The sequence below is a fragment of the Paenarthrobacter sp. NPDC092416 genome, assembly GCF_044755025.1.
In the GTDB taxonomy this organism is placed as follows: Bacteria; Actinomycetota; Actinomycetes; order Actinomycetales; family Micrococcaceae; genus Arthrobacter.
Map to the genome: position 1 here is coordinate 460,577 of NZ_JBIVQG010000001.1, position 21,424 is coordinate 482,000.

At 61.6% G+C, this 21,424-nt stretch carries 20 protein-coding genes; 19 read left to right on the plus strand and 1 reads right to left on the minus strand.

Going from position 1 to position 21,424, the window contains the following annotated elements; all coding sequences use genetic code 11:
• Positions 1 to 104 precede the first annotated feature (104 nt).
• From ACIQC5_RS02000 to ACIQC5_RS02030, 7 genes are all read left to right on the plus strand, one after another.
• On the plus strand, positions 105 to 4,004 hold the full coding sequence (locus ACIQC5_RS02000) for a DNA-directed RNA polymerase subunit beta' (RefSeq protein ID WP_400278054.1): 3,900 nt from the start codon (positions 105 to 107) through the stop codon (positions 4,002 to 4,004).
• A 413-nt stretch (positions 4,005 to 4,417) separates the two neighbouring features.
• Positions 4,418 to 4,792, plus strand: a complete 375-nt coding sequence (gene rpsL / locus ACIQC5_RS02005) for a 30S ribosomal protein S12 (protein ID WP_009358312.1) — start codon at positions 4,418 to 4,420, stop codon at positions 4,790 to 4,792.
• Position 4,793: 1 nt separating this feature from the next.
• Positions 4,794 to 5,264: a 30S ribosomal protein S7 gene (gene rpsG, locus ACIQC5_RS02010; RefSeq protein WP_059387355.1), complete on the plus strand. Its 471-nt coding sequence runs from the start codon at positions 4,794 to 4,796 to the stop codon at positions 5,262 to 5,264.
• Positions 5,265 to 5,331: 67 nt separating this feature from the next.
• Positions 5,332 to 7,446: an elongation factor G gene (fusA, locus tag ACIQC5_RS02015; RefSeq protein ID WP_400278055.1), complete on the plus strand. Its 2,115-nt coding sequence runs from the start codon at positions 5,332 to 5,334 to the stop codon at positions 7,444 to 7,446.
• 232 nt (positions 7,447 to 7,678) lie between these two features.
• Positions 7,679 to 8,869, plus strand: a complete 1,191-nt coding sequence (gene tuf, locus ACIQC5_RS02020) for an elongation factor Tu (protein ID WP_224088318.1) — start codon at positions 7,679 to 7,681, stop codon at positions 8,867 to 8,869.
• A 156-nt stretch (positions 8,870 to 9,025) separates the two neighbouring features.
• Positions 9,026 to 13,327 carry a hypothetical protein gene (locus ACIQC5_RS02025; protein WP_400278057.1) on the plus strand — a complete coding sequence of 1,434 codons (4,302 nt, stop codon included), beginning with the start codon at positions 9,026 to 9,028 and terminating at the stop codon, positions 13,325 to 13,327.
• A 48-nt stretch (positions 13,328 to 13,375) separates the two neighbouring features.
• Positions 13,376 to 13,501, plus strand: a complete 126-nt coding sequence (locus ACIQC5_RS02030) for a hypothetical protein (protein WP_400278059.1) — start codon at positions 13,376 to 13,378, stop codon at positions 13,499 to 13,501.
• 67 nt (positions 13,502 to 13,568) lie between these two features.
• On the opposite strand, the gene ACIQC5_RS02035 is transcribed toward ACIQC5_RS02030, so the two are convergent.
• A complete protein-coding gene (locus tag ACIQC5_RS02035) occupies positions 13,569 to 15,002 on the minus strand; it encodes a GH1 family beta-glucosidase (protein ID WP_400278060.1) in 1,434 nt (477 codons plus the stop codon).
• 385 nt (positions 15,003 to 15,387) lie between these two features.
• On the opposite strand from ACIQC5_RS02035, the gene rpsJ reads away from it, so the two are divergent.
• The 12 genes from rpsJ to rplN all read left to right on the plus strand — a co-directional run bounded on the left by rpsJ (position 15,388) and on the right by rplN (position 21,421).
• Complete coding sequence (gene rpsJ, locus ACIQC5_RS02040) at positions 15,388 to 15,696, plus strand: 30S ribosomal protein S10 (protein ID WP_003803825.1); 309 nt, start codon at positions 15,388 to 15,390, stop codon at positions 15,694 to 15,696.
• A 17-nt stretch (positions 15,697 to 15,713) separates the two neighbouring features.
• Entirely contained in the window at positions 15,714 to 16,364 is a 651-nt protein-coding gene (rplC, locus tag ACIQC5_RS02045) for a 50S ribosomal protein L3 (protein ID WP_018776685.1), read from the plus strand.
• Between the two features lie 4 nt (positions 16,365 to 16,368).
• A complete protein-coding gene (gene rplD / locus ACIQC5_RS02050; RefSeq protein WP_400278063.1) occupies positions 16,369 to 16,986 on the plus strand; it encodes a 50S ribosomal protein L4 in 618 nt (205 codons plus the stop codon).
• Positions 16,983 to 17,288, plus strand: coding sequence for a 50S ribosomal protein L23 (gene rplW, locus ACIQC5_RS02055; protein WP_011775593.1), 306 nt, complete (start codon positions 16,983 to 16,985; stop codon positions 17,286 to 17,288). Before rplD ends, rplW begins: the two co-directional genes overlap by 4 nt.
• A gap of 29 nt (positions 17,289 to 17,317) precedes the next feature.
• Positions 17,318 to 18,157: a 50S ribosomal protein L2 gene (gene rplB, locus ACIQC5_RS02060; RefSeq protein ID WP_400278064.1), complete on the plus strand. Its 840-nt coding sequence runs from the start codon at positions 17,318 to 17,320 to the stop codon at positions 18,155 to 18,157.
• A 12-nt stretch (positions 18,158 to 18,169) separates the two neighbouring features.
• Positions 18,170 to 18,451, plus strand: a complete 282-nt coding sequence (gene rpsS, locus ACIQC5_RS02065) for a 30S ribosomal protein S19 (protein ID WP_011775591.1) — start codon at positions 18,170 to 18,172, stop codon at positions 18,449 to 18,451.
• 39 nt (positions 18,452 to 18,490) lie between these two features.
• The gene (gene rplV, locus ACIQC5_RS02070) at positions 18,491 to 18,856 is read left to right on the plus strand and encodes a 50S ribosomal protein L22 (protein WP_400278066.1); all 366 of its coding nucleotides are present in this window, start codon (positions 18,491 to 18,493) and stop codon (positions 18,854 to 18,856) included.
• Positions 18,857 to 19,678, plus strand: coding sequence for a 30S ribosomal protein S3 (gene rpsC, locus ACIQC5_RS02075; RefSeq protein WP_400278067.1), 822 nt, complete (start codon positions 18,857 to 18,859; stop codon positions 19,676 to 19,678).
• Positions 19,679 to 20,095: a 50S ribosomal protein L16 gene (gene rplP / locus ACIQC5_RS02080; RefSeq protein WP_003803795.1), complete on the plus strand. Its 417-nt coding sequence runs from the start codon at positions 19,679 to 19,681 to the stop codon at positions 20,093 to 20,095.
• Positions 20,096 to 20,097: 2 nt separating this feature from the next.
• On the plus strand, positions 20,098 to 20,406 hold the full coding sequence (gene rpmC / locus ACIQC5_RS02085; protein ID WP_207615003.1) for a 50S ribosomal protein L29: 309 nt from the start codon (positions 20,098 to 20,100) through the stop codon (positions 20,404 to 20,406).
• On the plus strand, positions 20,403 to 20,699 hold the full coding sequence (gene rpsQ, locus ACIQC5_RS02090) for a 30S ribosomal protein S17 (protein ID WP_070350367.1): 297 nt from the start codon (positions 20,403 to 20,405) through the stop codon (positions 20,697 to 20,699). The genes rpmC and rpsQ overlap by 4 nt, the downstream gene beginning before the upstream one ends.
• Before the next feature lie 353 nt (positions 20,700 to 21,052).
• Positions 21,053 to 21,421: a 50S ribosomal protein L14 gene (rplN, locus tag ACIQC5_RS02095; RefSeq protein ID WP_003803789.1), complete on the plus strand. Its 369-nt coding sequence runs from the start codon at positions 21,053 to 21,055 to the stop codon at positions 21,419 to 21,421.
• Positions 21,422 to 21,424: the final 3 nt, after the last annotated feature.

The window sequence follows — 21,424 nt, forward strand, 5'->3', positions numbered from 1 at the left end:
CAGCCGTTCCGGCGGGCATTACGTCAGTAGTGTCCGCCGGGACAGCTCCCTCTTCCCGTAACCAAGACTTCAGAATTTAGAGAACAAGAGAGAACAGGGACCCTATGTCCAGCGAATCCTCCTTCGGCCTCATGCAGATCGGCCTCGCCACCGCGGAAGACATCCGCGGCTGGTCGTACGGTGAGGTCAAGAAGCCGGAAACCATCAACTACCGCACACTCAAGCCCGAGAAGGACGGTCTTTTCTGCGAAAAGATCTTCGGACCTTCCCGTGACTGGGAATGCTACTGCGGTAAGTACAAGCGCGTGCGCTTCAAGGGCATCATTTGCGAGCGTTGTGGCGTTGAGGTCACCCGCGCCAAGGTACGCCGTGAGCGCATGGGCCACATCGAACTGGCTGCGCCTGTAACCCACATCTGGTACTTCAAGGGCGTTCCCTCGCGCTTGGGCTACCTCCTTGACCTGGCTCCGAAGGACCTTGAGAAGGTCATCTACTTCGCTGCCTACATGATCACGAGCGTTGACACGGAAAACCGTCACGCCGAACTGCCGAACCTCCAGGTTGAGCATGACCTCGAGAAGAAGCAGATGGTGGACAACCGCGACAGCGACATCGCCACGATCGCCCGCGACCTTGAAGACGAGCTTGCCCGTCTTGAAGGTGAAGGCGCCAAGGCTGCCGACAAGAAGAAGGCCCGCGACTCTGCTGACCGCCAGATGGCGAACGTCCGCAAGCGTGCCGACGCCGACATCGAGCGCCTTGAGCAGGTCTGGGACCGCTTCAAGAACCTCAAGGTCGCTGACCTTGAAGGCGACGAAGGCCTCTACCGCGAACTGCGTGACCGCTACGGCATGTACTTCGAAGGCTCCATGGGTGCCGAGGCGATCAAGAAGCGCCTCGAAACCTTCGACATGCAGGCTGAAGCTGAGTCTCTGCGCGACACCATCCAGAACGGCAAGGGCCAGCGTAAGACGCGTGCCCTGAAGCGCCTCAAGGTTGTCAACGCGTTCCTGACCACCAACAACAGCCCGCTTGGCATGGTTCTCGACGCCGTCCCGGTGATCCCGCCGGAACTGCGCCCGATGGTCCAGCTGGACGGTGGCCGCTTTGCGACCTCCGACCTCAACGACCTCTACCGCCGTGTGATCAACCGCAACAACCGTCTCAAGCGACTGCTTGACCTCGGTGCTCCGGAGATCATCGTCAACAACGAGAAGCGCATGCTTCAGGAAGCTGTTGACAGCCTCTTCGACAACGGCCGTCGCGGCCGTCCGGTCACCGGTCCTGGCAACCGTCCGCTGAAGTCCCTGAGCGACATGCTCAAGGGCAAGCAGGGTCGTTTCCGTCAGAACCTCCTCGGCAAGCGCGTTGACTACTCCGGCCGTTCGGTCATCGTTGTCGGCCCGCAGCTGAAGCTGCACCAGTGTGGTCTGCCCAAGCAGATGGCCCTGGAGCTCTTCAAGCCGTTCGTGATGAAGCGCCTGGTTGACCTCAACCACGCCCAGAACATCAAGTCGGCAAAGCGTATGGTCGAGCGTTACCGTCCGCAGGTTTGGGACGTGCTGGAAGAGATCATCACCGAACACCCGGTGCTGCTCAACCGTGCACCTACCCTGCACCGCCTCGGCATCCAGGCCTTCGAACCGCAGCTTGTGGAAGGCAAGGCAATCCAGCTTCACCCGCTGGTTTGTGGCGCCTTCAACGCTGACTTCGATGGCGACCAGATGGCAGTCCACCTGCCGCTGAGCCCGGAAGCCCAGGCCGAAGCCCGCATCCTGATGCTGTCCTCGAACAACATCCTGAAGCCGTCCGATGGCCGTCCGGTCACCCTGCCTTCGCAGGATATGATCATCGGTCTCTACCACCTGACCACCAAGCGCGTCGGCTCTGCCGGCGAGGGCCGTATCTTCTCCTCGGTGGCGGAAGCCATCATGGCGTACGATGCCCGTGATCTGCACCTGAACTCCCAGGTCAAGATCCGCCTGGACGACTTCGTGCCGTACGCAGGTTGGGAAGCTCCGGAAGGTTGGGAGGCCGGTCAGCCGGCTCTCGTCCAGACCTCCCTGGGCCAGGTCATCTTCAACCAGACGCTGCCCGAGGATTACCCGTGGGTTGAGGCTGTTGCCGACAAGGGCGAACTGTCCCGGATCGTCAACGACCTCGCAGAGCGCTACCCGAAGGTCGTCACTGCGGCAACGCTGGACAACCTGAAGGATGCCGGTTTCTACTGGGCAACCCGCTCGGGCGTCACCGTGGCTATCTCCGACATCGAGGTGCCTACCTCCAAGCCGGCCATCCTGGCCGGTTACGAGACCATGGCTGCCAAGATCCAGGGCCAGTACGACAAGGGCCTGATCGACGACGACGAGCGTCGCCAGGAACTGATCGAGATCTGGAACAAGGCCACCAACGAAATCGCCCAGGCGATGCGTGACAGCCTGTCCCCGATGAACACCATCAACCGCATGGTGTCCTCCGGTGCACGTGGTAACTGGATGCAGGTCCGCCAGATCGCGGGTATCCGTGGTCTTGTGGCCAACCCGAAGGGTGAGATCATCCCGCGTCCGATCAAGTCCTCGTACCGCGAGGGCCTGTCGGTGCTGGAATACTTCATCGCCACGCACGGTGCCCGTAAGGGTCTGGCCGATACCGCTCTCCGTACCGCCAACTCGGGTTACCTGACCCGTCGTCTGGTGGACGTTTCGCAGGACGTCATTGTCCGCGAAGAGGACTGCGGTACCGAGCGCGGTCTGCTCACGCCGATCGCTGTGCCGGATTCCAACGGTGAGCTCGTCCTGGACGAGAACGTCGAGAACAGCGCCTACGCACGTACGCTGGCTGTCGACGTCGTCGATGCCCAGGGCAACGTCCTGGCTGCCGGCGGCACCGACTGCGGCGACGTCGTTATCGACCAGCTGCTGGCTGCAGGCATCACCGAGGTCAAGGTCCGCTCCGTACTCACCTGTGAGTCCAAGGTCGGTACCTGTGCACTCTGCTACGGCCGTTCGCTGGCCACCGGCAAGACCGTGGACATCGGCGAGGCTGTCGGCATCATCGCCGCGCAGTCCATCGGTGAACCCGGTACCCAGCTGACCATGCGTACGTTCCACACCGGTGGTGCTGTCTCGGCCAGTGGTGGCGACGACATCACCCAGGGTCTGCCCCGTATCCAGGAACTGTTCGAAGCCCGTACTCCGAAGGGTGTTGCACCGATTGCTGAAGCAGCCGGCCGCATCACCATCGAAGAGTCCGAGCGCCAGATGCGCCTGGTCATCACTCCGGACGATGGTTCCGAAGAGATTGCCTACCCGGTTCTGCGCCGTTCCCGCCTCCTCATCGAGGACGGCGAGCACGTCAGCGTCGGCCAGAAGCTGATCAACGGTCCGGTGGACCCGAAGCAGGTTCTGCGCATCATGGGTCCGCGTGCCGCACAGAAGTTCCTTGTGGACGAGGTCCAGGGCGTTTACCGCAGCCAGGGTATTGGTATCCACGACAAGCACGTCGAGGTTATCGTCCGCCAGATGCTGCGTCGCGTGACCGTCATCGAATCCGGCGACTCCGACCTGCTCCCCGGTGAGCTGGCCGAGCGTTCGCGCTTCGAGGAAGAGAACCGCCGCGTCGTGTCCGAGGGCAAGTCCCCGGCATCGGGCCGTCCGGAACTCATGGGTATCACCAAGGCGTCCTTGGCCACCGAGTCCTGGCTGTCGGCAGCTTCCTTCCAGGAGACCACCCGCGTCCTGACGCAGGCGGCCATGGAAGGCAAGAGCGATCCTCTGCTTGGCCTCAAGGAGAACGTCATCATCGGTAAGCTCATCCCGGCCGGTACGGGTCTGCCCCGTTACACCGAGGTCACGGTTGAGCCGACTGAGGAAGCAAAGGCCAGCCTGTTCACGGGCCCCAGCGCTTTCACCGACTTCTCGTACGACGCCTTGGGCGGCGACGGAGCTCCTGAGTTCCACGCCATCCCGCTGGATGACTACGATCTCGGCAACGACTTCCGCTAAAGCGGCAGTTGGCTCTTTGACGGTCAGGCCCCGCACTCTTGAGTGCGGGGCCTGACCCGTTAACCGCGTCTTCCGCCCGGCGAGCGGGGGAGTGGAGGACGACGGCGGGACCCGCCTGCCGCCGTCGTCCTCCATACACCCGATTAAGGCTGCAGATCAAGCCGTGCTAGAATTTTGGTAATTGTTCTGTGTGGCAGTGGATGAAGGCCGCCGCAGCATCATTTTGGTTTTGTTCTCATGATGCTGGGTGGGAGCCTGTTTCCGGGTTGCGGGCAACATGCGCAACGAATGCCGCACTTTTGCACGCCTACCGGATGTTTCGGCCGGCCGCATGAGCAACGCCAAAGTTCCCACGTTTACATAGGCTGGCGCCTGTGTGTGGGGGCAGAGATCAAACAACGGAGAACACGAAAGTGCCTACGATTAACCAGCTGGTCCGCAAGGGCCGCACGCCGAAGGTCTCCAAGACCAAGGCTCCCGCGCTGAAGGGCAGCCCGATGCGCCGCGGTGTTTGCACCCGCGTTTACACCACCACCCCGAAGAAGCCGAACTCGGCTCTGCGTAAGGTCGCACGTGTGCGCCTCAATGGTGGCGTAGAAGTTACCGCCTACATCCCCGGTGTTGGCCACAACCTCCAGGAGCACTCCATCGTGCTTGTCCGTGGTGGTCGTGTGAAGGACCTTCCGGGTGTCCGCTACAAGATCGTCCGCGGCGCACTTGATACCCAGGGTGTTAAGAACCGCAAGCAGGCTCGCAGCCGTTACGGCGCAAAGATGGAGAAGAAGTAATATGCCTCGCAAGGGTCCGGCCCCGAAGCGGCCGCTAGTTTCCGATCCCGTTTACGGTTCCCCGTTGGTCACGCAGCTGATCAACAAGGTTCTCATTGACGGCAAGAAGTCCACCGCAGAGCGCATCGTTTACGGTGCACTCGAAGGTGCACGTGCCAAGTCCGGCGGCGACCCCGTTGCCGCCCTCAAGAAGGCCATGGACAACGTCAAGCCTTCCCTTGAGGTCCGCTCCCGCCGTGTCGGTGGCGCCACCTACCAGGTTCCGGTTGAGGTCAAGCCGGGTCGCTCCACCGCCCTCGCTCTGCGTTGGCTCGTGGGCTACTCCAAGGCCCGCCGCGAGAAGACGATGACCGAGCGCCTCCAGAACGAAATCCTGGATGCATCCAACGGTCTCGGTGCCGCTGTCAAGCGTCGCGAAGACACCCACAAGATGGCCGAGTCCAACAAGGCCTTCGCACACTACCGCTGGTAAAACTTCCGGACGCCGCCGGCTCAACGAGCCGGCGGCGAACGCGTAGTCCATCCGAAAGGGAGACCCCGTGGCACAGGACGTGCTTACCGACCTTAACAAGGTCCGCAATATCGGCATCATGGCGCACATCGATGCCGGCAAGACCACCACTACCGAGCGCATCCTGTTCTACACGGGTGTGAACCACAAAATCGGCGAAACGCACGACGGCGCTTCGACGACTGACTGGATGGAACAGGAAAAGGAACGCGGCATCACCATCACGTCTGCCGCCGTGACTTGCTTCTGGGACAAGAACCAGATCAACATCATCGACACCCCGGGTCACGTTGACTTCACCGTTGAGGTAGAGCGCTCCTTGCGCGTCCTCGACGGTGCAGTTGCTGTCTTCGACGGCAAGGAAGGCGTGGAGCCGCAGTCCGAGACTGTTTGGCGCCAGGCTGACAAGTACAACGTTCCCCGCATCTGCTTCGTCAACAAGATGGACAAGCTCGGTGCAGACTTCTACTTCACGGTAGACACCATCATCAGCCGTCTCGGTGCCAAGCCGCTGGTTCTCCAGCTGCCTATCGGTGCTGAGAACGACTTCGTCGGCGTCGTGGATCTCCTTGAGATGCGCGCACTGGTGTGGCCGGGCGATGCCAAGGGTGACGTCACCATGGGTGCCAAGTACGAGGTTCAGGAGATCCCCGCGGATCTTCAGGCCAAGGCTGAGGAATACCGCGCACAGCTCGTTGAGACTGTTGCCGAGGCTTCCGAGGAACTCATGGAGAAGTACCTCGAAGGTGAAGAACTCACCCTTGAGGAACTCAAGGCCGGCATCCGCAAGATGACGATCAACTCCGAGCTCTACCCGGTTCTGTGTGGCTCTGCCTTCAAGAACCGCGGTGTGCAGCCGATGTTGGACGCTGTTGTTGACTTCCTGCCGAACCCGCTCGACGTCCCCCCGATGATCGGTCACGATCCTCGCGACGAAGAGAAGGAACTCACTCGTCAGCCTTCCGCAGACGAGCCGTTCTCCGCTCTTGCCTTCAAGATTGCAGCGCACCCGTTCTTCGGTCAGCTGACCTTCATCCGCGTGTACTCCGGTCACGTGGAAGCAGGCGCCCAGGTGGTCAACTCCACCAAGGGCAAGAAGGAGCGCATCGGCAAGCTGTTCCAGATGCACGCCAACAAGGAAATGCCCGTTGAGGGCGCTACCGCCGGCCACATCTACGCAGCCATCGGTCTGAAGGACACCACCACGGGCGACACCCTGTGCGATGCCAACAACCAGATCGTTCTTGAGTCGATGAGCTTCCCGGCACCGGTTATCTCCGTTGCCATCGAGCCCAACACCAAGGGTGACCAGGAAAAGCTCTCCACGGCTATCCAGAAGCTCTCCGCTGAGGACCCGACCTTCCAGGTCTCCCTCAACGAAGACACGGGCCAGACCATCATCGCCGGCATGGGCGAGCTTCACCTGGACATCCTGGTGGACCGCATGCGCCGCGAATTCAAGGTCGAGGCAAACGTCGGCAAGCCGCAGGTTGCATACCGCGAAACCATCAAGCGCACCGTTGAGCGTCTTGACTACACGCACAAGAAGCAGACCGGTGGTTCGGGCCAGTTCGCAAAGATCCAGATCGCGATCGAGCCGATGGACACCACCGATGGCGAGATGTACGAGTTCGTGAACAAGGTCACTGGTGGCCGCGTTCCGCGTGAATACATCCCGTCCGTTGACGCTGGTATCCAGGATGCGCTGAACGACGGCGTCCTGGCCGGTTACCCGGTTGTTGGCATCAAGGCCACGCTGATTGACGGCGCGTCCCACGATGTTGACTCCTCGGAAATGGCGTTCAAGATCGCCGGCCGTATGGCTTTCAAGGAAGCTGCACGCAAGGCGAACCCTGTTCTGCTTGAACCGCTGATGGATGTTGAGGTCCGCACACCCGAGGAATACATGGGTGATGTTATTGGTGACCTGAACGCCCGCCGTGGCCAGATGCAGTCCATGGAGGACGCAGCAGGTGTGAAGGTTATCCGTGCACACGTTCCGCTGTCCGGCATGTTCGGTTACATTGGCGACCTGCGTTCAAAGACCCAGGGCCGCGCTGTGTACTCCATGACGTTCAACAGCTACGCGGAGGTCCCGAAGGCAGTAGCCGACGAGATCATCCAGAAGACCCGCGGCGAGTAATCTCCCGGTAACGGATGCAATTCCGATTCCGGGAAGGCATCTTAGCGCATGAGGTTGGGTTGCGGCATTAGCCGCGACCCGGCCCCTGCGCAAACAGGCTCTAGGGACTAAGATCGGTTCCTGAATCTGCAATTTCACCAAAACCAAAGCCCCCAAGTACACTTGCAAGAGTTTCTGCCGCGAAAAGCGCGGCCGAGGAGCACGTTACTTGAAATCGTTCTAGGAGGAACCTGTGGCAAAGGCAAAGTTCGAGCGGACTAAGCCGCACGTCAACATCGGCACCATCGGTCACGTTGACCACGGTAAGACGACGCTGACTGCCGCCATTTCCAAGGTGCTGTACGACCAGTACCCGGACATCAACGAGCAGCGCGACTTCGCGTCCATTGACTCTGCTCCGGAAGAGCGCCAGCGCGGTATTACCATCAACATCTCCCACGTGGAGTACCAGACCGAAAAGCGTCACTACGCACACGTAGACGCCCCGGGTCACGCTGACTACATCAAGAACATGATCACCGGTGCTGCCCAGATGGACGGCGCAATCCTCGTGGTTGCTGCAACCGATGGTCCGATGGCCCAGACCCGTGAGCACGTTCTGCTCGCCCGCCAGGTTGGTGTTCCCTACCTGCTGGTCGCACTGAACAAGTCGGACATGGTTGATGACGAAGAACTCCTCGACCTCGTCGAAATGGAAGTTCGTGAGCTCCTGAGCTCGCAGGGCTTCGATGGCGATGAAGCTCCGGTTGTTCGCGTTTCCGGTCTCAAGGCTCTGGAAGGCGACCCGGTTTGGGTCAAGTCCGTCCAGGACCTGATGGCAGCTGTCGACGAGTCCGTTCCGGACCCCGTACGTGACCGCGACAAGCCGTTCCTGATGCCGATCGAAGACGTCTTCACGATCACCGGTCGTGGCACCGTTGTTACGGGCCGCGCCGAGCGTGGCACGCTCGCCATCAACTCTGAGGTTGAGATCGTCGGTATCCGCCCGGTCCAGAAGACCACGGTTACCGGTATCGAGATGTTCCACAAGCAGCTCGACGAAGCATGGGCCGGCGAGAACTGTGGCCTCCTGCTCCGCGGTCTGAAGCGCGACGACGTCGAGCGTGGCCAGGTTGTCGTCAAGCCGGGTTCCATCACCCCGCACACCGACTTCGAGGCTAACGTCTACATCCTTTCCAAGGACGAAGGCGGACGTCACAACCCGTTCTACTCGAACTACCGCCCGCAGTTCTACTTCCGTACCACGGACGTAACCGGCGTTATCACCCTGCCGGAAGGCACGGAAATGGTTATGCCCGGCGACAACACTGAGATGACCGTTGAGCTCATCCAGCCCATCGCCATGGAAGAGGGCCTCGGCTTCGCTATCCGCGAAGGCGGCCGCACCGTTGGTTCGGGACGTGTTACCAAGATCATCAAGTAGTTTCTACTTGTAGATCGGCAGCCATCCGGCCCGACCGGTAGGCAGCCAAAGAAGAACCCCATCGCTTCGGCGCTGGGGTTCTTCTTTGCTATGATTAATCTATCGAATGGATTAATGCCGTGGGTTTGCGCGCCCGGCATCGTGACAGGAGTTGCCATGCAGGGATTCATCACCACGTTGCTTGTTCTGGCGTTTCTTGCCGCCACAGGCGTCGGCGGCTACGCGATTGGTGTGGCGCGGGGCCGCAGGGAAGTGACGGGCCAACACCTGGGCACCAACGCGAGTGGCCTTGGCGTTGCGGGTGCCAAAATCAATACCTACGACCCCGGCACATACCATGCGGGGTATCTCGCCGGCCATCTGGCTGGCTGGCGGGATGCGCATGCGCAGGCGCTGGGTGTGGCTGTCGCGGTGCCGCCGAGTCTGCCGGCTCCGGCCAGAAAGCCAGCACCGGCGAATGCACCAGTGGCAGCACCACGGCGGTCGCCGCATGTTCAGCCACGAAGCCAGGCACAGCCGGTAGGTTTCCCTGCCCCGGTGAGCCGTCCGATGCCAACGAGCATGCCCGGGCAAACACACATGCCGCCGGAGACGCCAGAACAGGCGGCTGCCCGCAAGGATAAGCGGGACAGGCAGAACATCAACATCACCCTGTACGTAGCGAGTCTTCTGCTCGTTGCAGCTGGTGCACTGTTCGTCGGGACCAGCCTTCCTGAGTTGCTGAGATTCGTGGCAATCTGGTTCGTCACCACGCTGTTCTACGGTTGCGGCCTTGTCCTGCATGCGCGCGTCCCGCGCCTGCGCCCTGCCGCCGTGGCGTTCGCTGGAACAGGCCTTGCCCTGATTCCGGTGACGGGGCTGGCCATGTACAACTTCGTACTCCACCAAGGACCTGCTGCGTGGCTCGTGACGTCCTTGGTGGGAACCGCTGCTTATGTTGCTGCTGCCGTTCGGCTGGACAGCAAAGTGCTGGCATTTCTCTCCCTTAGTTTCGTGGTGTCCACAGCGTGGTCCGGGGTGTCGATGCTTGGGGGAGCGCTGGTCTGGTACTTCACGTCCCTGATTGGCGTTGCGATCGTGCTCACGCTGGCCGCGCTGCTCCGTCCCAGATGGTTGCCACCGGTTTATGTGCGCCCACTGGTGACACTGCACCCGTTCGTTGTTCCGTTCGTGGGGCTGGCAGTGACCTTGACGCCGCAGTTCCTTTCCAAGGGTGAGTACCCCCTGGTGATGGTGATGTGCGGGCTCTACCTTGCCGTGATGGCTGGAGTTCCGAAGGCTGGATACCGGCTGGAGTACTTCTACGGTGCGCGGGCGGCGTTCACGCTGGCGACTCTTGGGTTTGCCTGGGATGCTTCCGGCGACGCCAGCCAGATGTTGCTTGCGGCCGTGGTCTGCCTGGGAGTGCAGTCGCTCGGTGTTGCGGTGAGTGCCCCGTTCCTACGGCGCCTGATACCTGAAGGTCTGAGGGGAAACGCAGGCTCCAAGAGTCAGGGGAGCCGCACGGGCGAGGGCCTACTGTGGTGGGCCGATGCCGTTTGTTGCTTTGGCTTGCAATTGGTGGCCGTCATTGCGCTCACGGTGATCCTGGCATTGGGCTCCTCGGAGGTTCCGCTCCAGTTGCCGTTGTTCATCGGCCTGGCTACGGCGTTGGCGCTGGCGTGGAAACTGGGCGATGGTGCCGAATGGGCGCCGGTTGCCGTCCTCGGTGCAGCCGTGCCTTTTGCTGTGGTTCTGGAGGCGTGGACCGATGCAGCGCTGCTGTGTGCAGTGGCCGGTTACTGGTTCCTGCGGGCGTTGGTCCGTCCGGGTTCGCTGCGCCACGTGTTTGTCCTGGCGGGTCGGCTGGCCGTGACGTTGGCTGCGCCGGCGGTCGTGGCTGCCGTCGTCGCGGCTGGACCCGACAGGCTCTCCCTGGTGGTCTTGGCCCTCGTTGTGGCAGCGGCGGCGCAGGAGTTGCTCAGTGCCGCATTGACGCGTGCCGGCGTCTGCACACTTGCCCCGCATTTTTCAGCTGCGGGATTTGCCGGTGGCGCAGCCTTGGGCCTTGTTGTGCTTGCTGCCGTTGAGAGGTTCGGAGTCACCACAGCGCCCGGTCACCCGACACTGGTGACCGGCGTCGTGGTTGTGGTCATTGCAGGCCTGGCCTCGGGCTGGCTGATGTTCCCCCGTAGTACTGCCGGTGGCCCTTGGCGGGCGACGGCAGGGGAGTTCCTCGCGCCGCTTGCCACCGTCTTTGCCGGGCTGGTTGCCGCCGCCGGGGTGTCCCGGATGATGGGCAATTTGGTGCTCTTGTCGATCGTCCTGTACTTCTGTGCCAGCGCTTTTCGCATTCGGTCCACCCTCCACCGGGCATCCTATTGGTGGCTGGCCCGTGCTGCCGCTACCCTGCTTGCGGCCTCGGCGTATGGTGACGCCGCGGGGCACGGAGCTGACTTCCTTTGGGGAGGCGAACGAACCAGCACCGCATTCGTCGTCCTTGCTGTGGTGGGCCTTCAACTGATTTTTCCGCTGCTGTCTGCCCGTCGACGGCGGTTCCCGCTGGCATGCGTGGTGGATGCCGGCATCTTGCTGCTGACGATGACCGCCGCCGCAACTGTCCTCGTTGTGGGCTCAGGGCTGACTGGGATGATTCCACGTGAGTCCTGGCAGCCCGGCGTGGCGGCAGCCATGACAGCACTGGCCGCTGCCGGAACCAGCGTTGTGCTCCGCCGGCACAAGGCGGCATGGATTTTCGCTCCGGCCGCCCTGGTGTTGCTGCTTGTTCTTCGCGGTGGCCATGTCCGCGACGCCGAGATTCTCTGTGGCATCTTTGTGGCCTACGGCGGATTCATGACCTTCAACGTGCGCGAGCGGATCCCCCGGGGCATCTACTTTGCTGCCACTCGTCTCCTCTCGGCGGCCCTCGCAGTGCTGTTGGTGGCCGACGTTACCAATTCGCCGGCCGCAGTCTCGGTTGCGTTGGCGCTGGTCCTCGTCCTGCAGCATGCCGTGCGGTGGTTCCTTCGCAGACGATTGATGGAGATCCCGTTTCAGCAGGTCATTGTCTGGATCACGCTTGGTGCCCAGCTGCTGCTGCCGCTGACGCATGTGGTGGCGGGAAATTACGACGACGGTGGCCGTTGGGTGGTCATGCTGGAGTTGGTCCTCGTGCTGGTTTCAGCCGCCATTGCGTCGCGGTACTTTGCTGCCCGGGGCGCGCAGTTCATCGGCCTTGCCGGGACTGTTGCGCTGGTGGTTTCCGCAGGGCCGGCGTTGGTATTTCCGCCGGGCAGTTGGCTCCACTCGCCGTTGTTGGATAGTTCCCAAGTGCCACTGGTACTTCTCGGCTTCGCCGTGGCCTCACTGATGCCGATGGCCACCGCACGGCGAAGGATGGCTGCAGACGGGGGACGGATGGCCGCGGACCAGGGACGGATGGCCGCAGACGGGGGACGGATGGCTGCGGGCCGGATGCCGAACGTCGGAGGGCTGGCAAATCGGTGGTTCTGGCTGACGTCGGCCGTAGTGTTCACCGGAGCCGGTGGAGTCTTGGCCATCGATACGTCACGCCTTCTGACGGGGTTGGCGGTGCTCGTCCTGGCGGTGGTGTTGTTTGCCGCGTCGCACATCGAACAGTGGCCAGCGCTCTACGCCGGAGCAGCGCCCACCGCGCTGGTTGGCGCGGTAACCGCCGTCGACGGCCTGACGAGCACTCCGGAAGGTGGCATCTGGCAGGCATTCCTTCCCTGGCTTCTTGGCGCCGCCGGTAGCGCAGCGGTCATGTACGGCATCCGGCTGCTTGGCGGGCCGACTGTCCACAGCCAGCCATGGCGGAGCTATTCACTCGCCGCCACTGCCGGGCTTGGCATGGCAGCTACGGCGGCTGTGGGCCTGGGGCGTGACGAGACCTCGCTCGCCGGAGCGGCCTTGACGATCGGCGCCGTGGCTTTGATGGTCCGCGAGGCGCCACGGGGAAAGGTCCTGCTCAGCGAACTTGGTGCAGTCATGGTGGTGGCATGCTTTCAGCGGGCTCTGTGGTTTGTGGGAGGTACCAGGCCGGACTGGTTCTGGATGGCACAGTGCTATGTAGCGCTGGGCGTTGTTTTCCCAGCAGTGTGCTATTTCCGTGGGCAGCGACCCGGGGCAACGCTGCGCCTTGGGTTCGCCGCCGGCGTCCTTTCGCTGAGCTCCCTGGGAACGATCATTGCCGGGACTCCTGCGCAGCAGCTATACGTCCTCGTAGCGCATGCACTGCTGCTGGTGGCCGGATTGGTCCTTGCAGAACGGATGTTTGTCTGGTGGGGCGCAGCTGGAGTGGCACTGAGCGTCATGTGGGCCATGCTTTCGTATGCCTTCGCGATGCTGGCGCTCGTCGCGCTCGCTCTTATTGGGTTGGCGGTCTGGCGACTGAACCGGAGCAAACCAATGGTGCAGCCGGCCCAGGGCCCGGATGACGATAACAGGCCAGCGGCCTAGCCTGTGTCTGAATCCGATATTGTTGCAGTCTAGCGAGAGGAGGGCAGCATGGAATTCGTGATATTCCTGGCAGTCGTGGCAGCGATCGGCGGCGGGGTCCTGTGGGGCCGGAAGTACTTCCGGAACGAGATCAGCCGCGCCAAGCGAATCAACCGCGCCAACAAGGGCAAATAGGGTTTTAACCCTGACGCGCTATTTCGATGGTGGCGTCCGCGCGTGATCCCCTAAGCCACGTGAGTATCTAAGGTTCGTGCCGGCGGGCGCGCCCCAACGCGCGGTACCAGTAGAACGAGTCCTTCGGAGTCCGCTCCAAGGTGCCGAAATCAACGTGGACCAGCCCAAAACGCTGTGAGTATCCGGCTGCCCATTCGAAGTTGTCCAAGAGTGTCCACACGTAGTAACCCAGCAGCTTGACGTCCTCTGCCAAGCCGCCCGGCCCGGTGGCCGTCAGGGCGTGGCCGAGGTGATCCGCGATGTACGTGATCCGGTTGGTGTCCTGCAGCGGCCCATCAACCCGGGGTGGTTCGGGGAAGCTGGCGCCGCCCTCGGTGATGTACAACGGTGGCAGCGCGTCACCGTAGCGGTCCTTCATCTCCCTGAGCAGGATGGCCAAATGCTCCGGCGCCACGGGCCACCCAAATCCGGTGGTCTCGTACTCTTGGTATGGCGCCAGATGGAACGGGACATTGGCCATGTCCGATGCCGATCCTGTGGGAATCTCCGCAGGCCCGCGTCCTGAGGCAACCTTCACCGGGTAGTAGTAGTTAAGCCCGTAGAAGTCCAAGGGCTGGCTGATCGTTTCCAGATCACCGCTCTTGACCGCCCCCAAGGAACGGAACCAAGGTTTCAAAGGCAGGGGTGGTTTGGGGTATTGGCCCAGGAGTATGGCGTCCGCATAGACCCGGTTGAGGATCAGGTCGAAGGCTTGGGCCATCATGCGGTCCGACAGCTTGTTGCTGGCTGGCTGTACAGGGGAGTGCATATTGGACACTCCCACCTGTCCCTTGACCCCGGCGGAGCGCAGGGCCTGTACCGCCAGGCCATGGCCCAGCAGTTGATGGTGTGCAGCCGGAAGGGCGTCGAACAACAAATGCCGGCCGGGAGCATGGACGCCCAGGGCGTAGCCTTGCAGCGTGACGGAAACGGGTTCGTTCAGGGTCACCCAATGTGCCACACGATCGCCGAAGCGGTCCGCTGCTGCGGCACTGTAGACGGCAAAGCGCTCAGCTGTGTCCCGATTCATCCAACCGCCCGTGTGCTCCAATTCCAGAGGCGTGTCCCAATGGAACAGCGTGGCCATGGGGGAGATGCCTGCGGCGAGCAGTTTGTCGATCAGGCGGTCATAGAAGTCCAGTCCGCGTTGGTTGATGGAACCCTTGCCGCCGGGTTGGATCCGCGGCCAGGAAATCGAGAAGCGGTAGGAGTCGACGCCCAACTCCTGCATCAGGCCGATATCCTCGTCGGCGCGGTTGTAATGGTCGCACGCAATGGTGGGGGAGCCGCCGTCGACGATTGTTCCAGGCTTTTCGGCGAACGCGTCCCATCCTGACGGACCGCGCCCGTCAGCGGTAAGTGAACCCTCTATCTGGAATGCGGCCGCCGCGACACCCAGCGTGAATCCCGGGCGCAGTCGTGCTGCCAGATCTTCCACGGAACCCTTATCCTGGGCGGTCATGCCCCTATCATCCACAGCAGTTGGCAGTCGTGGCAATGGCCCTGTGGGAGCCGATTGGCCATTGCCCTTTATTTCCGGCATACTGGATGAGTTGTTCAAGCGCTTCTTCGTGTCCCGATCCGGATAATGCCGGGTGTCAGGGTCCAGGCTGAAGCCCAAACATAACCCTGAACCCCATGGAATGCGGTCGAGTTTGCGTGAAAATCGCGACACGCCCGACCGCGGGGGTCGGTGCGCCGGCAGGTTGAGGAACCCGGATTGATCCGGATTCAGCTTGTGCGGCGAGTGGTGGTACAACCTCAAACGCTTCGGCGGCCACAAAAACAGGTAAGTAAACAGAGCAGCCCTAACTAGAGCAGCACTAGCTGAAAGAGAGTCAGGCGACATGGCGGGACAAAAAATCCGCATCCGGCTGAAGTCATATGACCACGAGGTCATTGATGTTTCAGCGCGGAAGATCGTTGAGACGGTCACGCGCGCAGGCGCAACGGTAGTCGGCCCCGTGCCGCTTCCGACGGAGAAGAACGTGTACTGCGTTATTCGCTCTCCGCACAAGTACAAGGACAGCCGTGAGCACTTCGAAATGCGTACTCACAAGCGTCTGATCGACATCATCGACCCCACGCCGAAGGCTGTTGACTCGCTTATGCGTCTCGACCTGCCGGCCGACGTGAACATCGAAATCAAGCTCTAGGGAGGTGCTGAGAGACTATGACCGCAACCCGTAACGTAAAGGGCCTGCTGGGCACGAAGCTCGGCATGACCCAGGTCTGGGACGAGAACAACAAGCTCATTCCGGTAACTGTCGTCCAGGCTGACTCCAACGTCATCACGCAGCTGCGCAACGCAGATGTCGATGGCTACGTCGCCGTCCAGATCGGCTACGGCCAGATCGACCCCCGCAAGGTCACCAAGCCGCTGGCTGGTCACTTTGAAAAGGCAGGCGTGACGCCTCGCCGCCACGTTGTCGAACTGCGTACCGCAGACGCCGCTTCCTACGAGCTGGGCCAGGAGCTCTCTGTTGAGATCTTCGAAGCCGGCCAGAAGATCGACGTCGTCGGCACCTCCAAGGGTAAGGGCTTTGCCGGTGTTATGAAGCGTCACGGCTTCCACGGCGTTGGCGCTTCCCACGGTGCCCACAAGAACCACCGTAAGCCTGGCTCCATCGGTGGCGCATCCACCCCGAGCCGCGTCTTCAAGGGTCTGAAAATGGCCGGCCGCATGGGCGCCGAGCGTCACACCACGCTGAACCTCACGGTCCACGCTGTTGACGTTGAGAAGTCGCTGCTCCTCATCAAGGGTGCCGTTCCCGGCGCCCGCGGACAGGTCGTACTCGTACGCACCGCCGTGAAGGGAGCCTAGTTAAATGACTAGCACTGTCAAGGTAGACCTGCCTGCAGAGATCTTCGACGTCCAGACCAACGTGCCGCTGCTGCACCAGGTCGTCGTCGCACAGCTCGCTGCTGCCCGCCAGGGTACCCACAAGACCAAGACCCGCGCCGAGGTTTCCGGTGCTGGTCGCAAGCCGTTCAAGCAGAAGGGCACCGGCCGCGCCCGTCAGGGTTCAATCCGTGCTCCTCACATGACCGGCGGTGGCGTTGTCCACGGACCGACTCCGCGTGACTACAGCCAGCGCACCCCCAAGAAGATGAAGGCTGCTGCACTCCGCGGCGCCCTGTCTGACCGCGCCCGTAACGGCCGCATCCACGTCATTGCTGAACTGGTAGCCGGCTCCAAGCCGTCCGCCAAGGAAGCACTGGCTTCGCTGCGCGCAGTTTCCGAGCGCAAGAACCTGCTCGTTGTGATCGAGCGCGCCAACGATGTTGCTGCACTGTCCGTGCGCAACCTCGAAGATGTTCACGTTCTGTACGCAGACCAGCTGAACACCTACGACGTGCTGGTCTCTGACGACGTGGTCTTCACCAAGGCTGCTTTCGAGGCTTTCGTCGCTGACAAGGCAAAGAACGAGGAGGCCTCCAAGTGAGCGTAACCACCATCAAGGACCCGCGCGACGTCGTGCTTGCACCCGTCGTGTCGGAAAAGAGCTACGGTCTGATCGACGAAGGCAAGTACACCTTCCTGGTGGACCCTCGCTCGAACAAGACCGAGATCAAGCTGGCCGTGGAGAAGATTTTCTCCGTCAAGGTCGACTCGATCAACACCATCAACCGTGCCGGTAAGCGCAAGCGCACCAAATTCGGCTGGGGACAGCGCAAGAGCACCAAGCGTGCAATTGTCACCCTCAAAGAAGGCACAATCGACATCTTCGGCGGTCCGCTCGCGTAGCGGAGACCACTTTAACGAGGAAATAAATTATGGGAATCCGTAAATACAAGCCGACTACCCCGGGCCGTCGTGGCTCGAGCGTAGCCGACTTCGCTGAAATCACGCGATCGACTCCGGAAAAGTCGTTGCTGCGTCCGCTGCACAAGACTGGCGGCCGTAACAACTCCGGTAAGATCACCACCCGTCACAAGGGTGGTGGGCACAAGCGCCAGTACCGTCTGATCGACTTCCGTCGTCACGACAAGGACGGCATCAACGCCCGCGTTGCCGAAATCGAGTACGACCCGAACCGTACGGCTCGCATCGCACTCCTGCACTACGTTGATGGCACCAAGCGTTACATCATCGCTCCGAACAAGCTGTCCCAGGGTGACTTCGTCGAGGCTGGCCCCGACGCTGACATCAAGCCGGGCAACAACCTGCCGCTGCGCAACATCCCGGTTGGTACCGTTATCCACGCAGTTGAACTGCGTCCGGGTGGCGGCGCCAAGATGGCCCGTTCCGCAGGTGCTTCGGTTCAGCTTGTCGCCAAGGAAGGCCGTTTCGCCCAGCTGCGTCTGCCCTCCGGTGAAATCCGCAACGTTGACGTGCGCTGCCGCGCAACCGTCGGCGAGGTCGGCAACGCCGAGCAGTCGAACATCAACTGGGGCAAGGCCGGCCGTATGCGCTGGAAGGGCGTTCGCCCGACTGTCCGTGGTGTAGCCATGAACCCGGTTGACCACCCGCACGGTGGTGGTGAAGGTAAGACTTCCGGTGGACGTCACCCGGTTAACCCGAAGGGCAAGCCCGAGGGCCGTACCCGCCGTCCGAACAAAGAGAGCGACAAGCTTATTGTTCGTCGCCGCCGTACTGGCAAGAACAAGCGATAGGAGCCTGGACACATGCCACGCAGCCTGAAAAAAGGTCCTTTCGTTGACCAGCACCTCTTTGTGAAGGTCGCACGGGAAAACGATAAGGGCACCAAGAACGTCATCAAGACCTGGTCCCGCCGTTCGATGATCATCCCCGACATGCTTGGGCACACGATCGCCGTACACGACGGACGCAAGCACATCCCGGTGTTTGTCACTGAGTCGATGGTCGGGCACAAGCTCGGCGAATTCGCTCCCACGCGGACATTCCGCGGCCATGTTAAGGACGACCGTAAGGGCAAGCGCCGCTAAGGCGCCTGACCTTACGTCTTAGACGAGAGAAGGAAAGCAATGGAAGCCAAGGCTATTGCGCGTCACATCCGCGTAACGCCTATGAAGGCCCGGCGCGTCGTCAACCTTGTTCGTGGTAAGCAAGCGAATGAGGCTCTGGCAATTCTGAAGTTTGCCCCCCAGGCAGCTTCGGAGCCGGTATTCAAGGTACTTCAGTCGGCAATGGCCAACGCACGTGTCCTCGCGGACCGTGACGGCGTTGCATTCGACGAAAGCGACCTGTTCATCAGCGAAGCATTCGTTGATGAAGGCCCGACCATGAAGCGGTTCCAGCCGCGTGCCCAAGGCCGCGCCTACCGCATTAGGAAGCGGACCAGCCACATCACCGTGGTCGTCGCAACCCCGGAGAAAGAGGAGGCTCGCTAAGTGGGACAGAAAGTAAACCCGCACGGGTTCCGACTCGGCATCACCACCGACCACGTTTCGCACTGGTTTGCTGACAGCAACAAGCCGGGACAGCGCTACAAGGACTTCGTCCGCGAGGACATCAAGATCCGTCAGCTCATGTCCACTGGCATGGAGCGCGCCGGCATCGCCAAGGTCGAGATCGAGCGCACCCGTGACCGTGTCCGCGTGGACATCCACACGGCACGCCCGGGCATCGTCATCGGCCGCCGCGGCGCCGAAGCAGACCGCATCCGCGGCGAGCTCGAAAAGCTCACTGGCAAGCAGGTTCAGCTGAACATCCTCGAGGTCAAGAACCCCGAGATGGAAGCACAGCTTGTTGCCCAGGGCATCGCTGAGCAGCTGACTTCCCGCGTGGCATTCCGCCGTGCGATGAAGAAGGCCATGCAGTCCGCACAGCGTGCGGGTGCCAAGGGTATCCGTGTTGCTTGCTCCGGTCGTCTGGGTGGCGCAGAAATGTCCCGCTCGGAGTTCTACCGCGAAGGCCGTGTGCCCCTGCACACCCTCCGCGCGAACATCGACTACGGCTTCTACGAAGCCAAGACCACCTTCGGCCGTATCGGTGTGAAGGTTTGGATCTACAAGGGTGACGTAACCGCCAAGGAACTGGCCCAGCAGGCAGCTGCTGCTCCGTCCCGTGGCCGCGCTGGAGACCGCCCGGGCCGCCCGGGTGGCGACCGCCGTCGTCGTAACGACCGCCCGGCCGCTGAAGCAGCACCGGTTGCTGCAGAGGCTCCGGCCGCTGAAGCTGCTGCTCCGGCAGCAGAAGGAGGAGAGGCTTAAATGCTTATCCCACGTCGAGTCAAGCACCGTAAGCAGCACCACCCGGGTCGTTCCGGCGCTGCTACGGGTGGCACCAAGGTCAGCTTCGGTGAGTACGGTATCCAGGCCCTCAGCCCGGCATACGTGACGAACCGTCAGATCGAGTCCGCCCGTATCGCGATGACCCGCCACATCAAGCGTGGCGGTAAGGTCTGGATCAATATTTACCCGGACCGTCCGCTGACGAAGAAGCCTGCTGAAACCCGCATGGGTTCCGGTAAGGGTTCTCCGGAATGGTGGGTCGCAAACGTCAAGCCGGGCCGGGTTCTCTTCGAACTCTCCGGTGTCAATGAAGAGGTAGCTCGCGAGGCACTGCGCCTGGCAATCCACAAGCTCCCGTTGAAGGCACGCATTGTGCGTCGCGAAGGTGGTGAATAGAAATGGCAGTAGGGTCGAAGGATCTCGCACCCGCACAGCTGGACGGTTTCGACAACGAGCGTCTCGTTGAAGAACTCCGCAAGTCCAAGGAAGAGCTGTTCAACCTGCGTTTCCAGTCCGCCACCGGTCAGCTGGAGAACCACGGTCGCCTGCGTGCGGTAAAGAAGGACATCGCACGCATCTACACCGTTCTCCGTGAGCGCGAGCTGGGCATTCGTGCCGAGGTTGCCGCCCCGGTTGTGGAAGCCAAGGAAGAAAAGAAGTCCAAGAAGGCCGAAGCCAAGGCTGAAGCTGGAGAGGACTCCAAGTGAGCGAGAAGGAAACTGTGACGGAAGCAGCAGCCAGCGCTGAACAGCGCGGTTACCGTAAGACGCGTCGCGGCTACGTTGTCTCTGACAAGATGGAAAAGACCATCGTTGTTCAGGTTGAAGACCGCGTGAAGCACGCTCTGTACGGCAAGGTTATTCGCCGCACCTCGAAGATCAAGGCTCACGACGAAGAGAACACCGCCGGCATCGGCGACCTCGTCCTCATCGCCGAGACCCGCCCGCTCTCCGCTACCAAGCGGTGGCGCCTGGTGGAGATCCTCGAAAAGGCCAAGTAAATCCGACGCCGGGCACGCCCGGTTGGGATTCATTGGAAGGGTCCGCGTTCCTTACGGAATGCGGGCCCTTCCGCGTTGCCGGCCGTTTATGATAAGGGCCCGCTACGTGCTAGGATATTGAGTTTGTATGGCGCCAAGTGTGCGTCATTCACCACCTCGTAAACAATCGTGCCGCGGCATACTGCCCCGCGCAGAGTTTTCTGCAAGGGAAGCTGATGCTTTTGGCACGGGCGTTTAGGCCTGCTCTGGCAAAATCCAGGCAGGTCAAGAGACACCCCGATCAACCGTTCCGCAAGGCTCATTCCGTATGCATGATTTCGGTCTGAGAACCGGCGCGACGCAAGGAGTAAAAATTGATTCAGCAGGAGTCGCGACTCAAGGTCGCCGACAACACGGGTGCTAAGGAAATCCTTACCATTCGCGTTCTCGGTGGATCCGGTCGTCGCTACGCAGGCATTGGCGACGTGATCGTCGCTACCGTCAAGGACGCTATCCCCGGCGGAAACGTAAAGAAGGGCGACGTCGTTAAGGCGGTCATCGTCCGTACCAAGAAGGAACGCCGCCGTGCGGATGGTTCCTACATCAAGTTTGACGAAAACGCAGCTGTGATCCTGAAGAACGACGGTGACCCCCGCGGTACCCGTATCTTCGGCCCGGTTGGTCGTGAGCTTCGCGACAAGAAGTTCATGAAGATCGTTTCGCTGGCCCCGGAGGTGCTTTAGTCC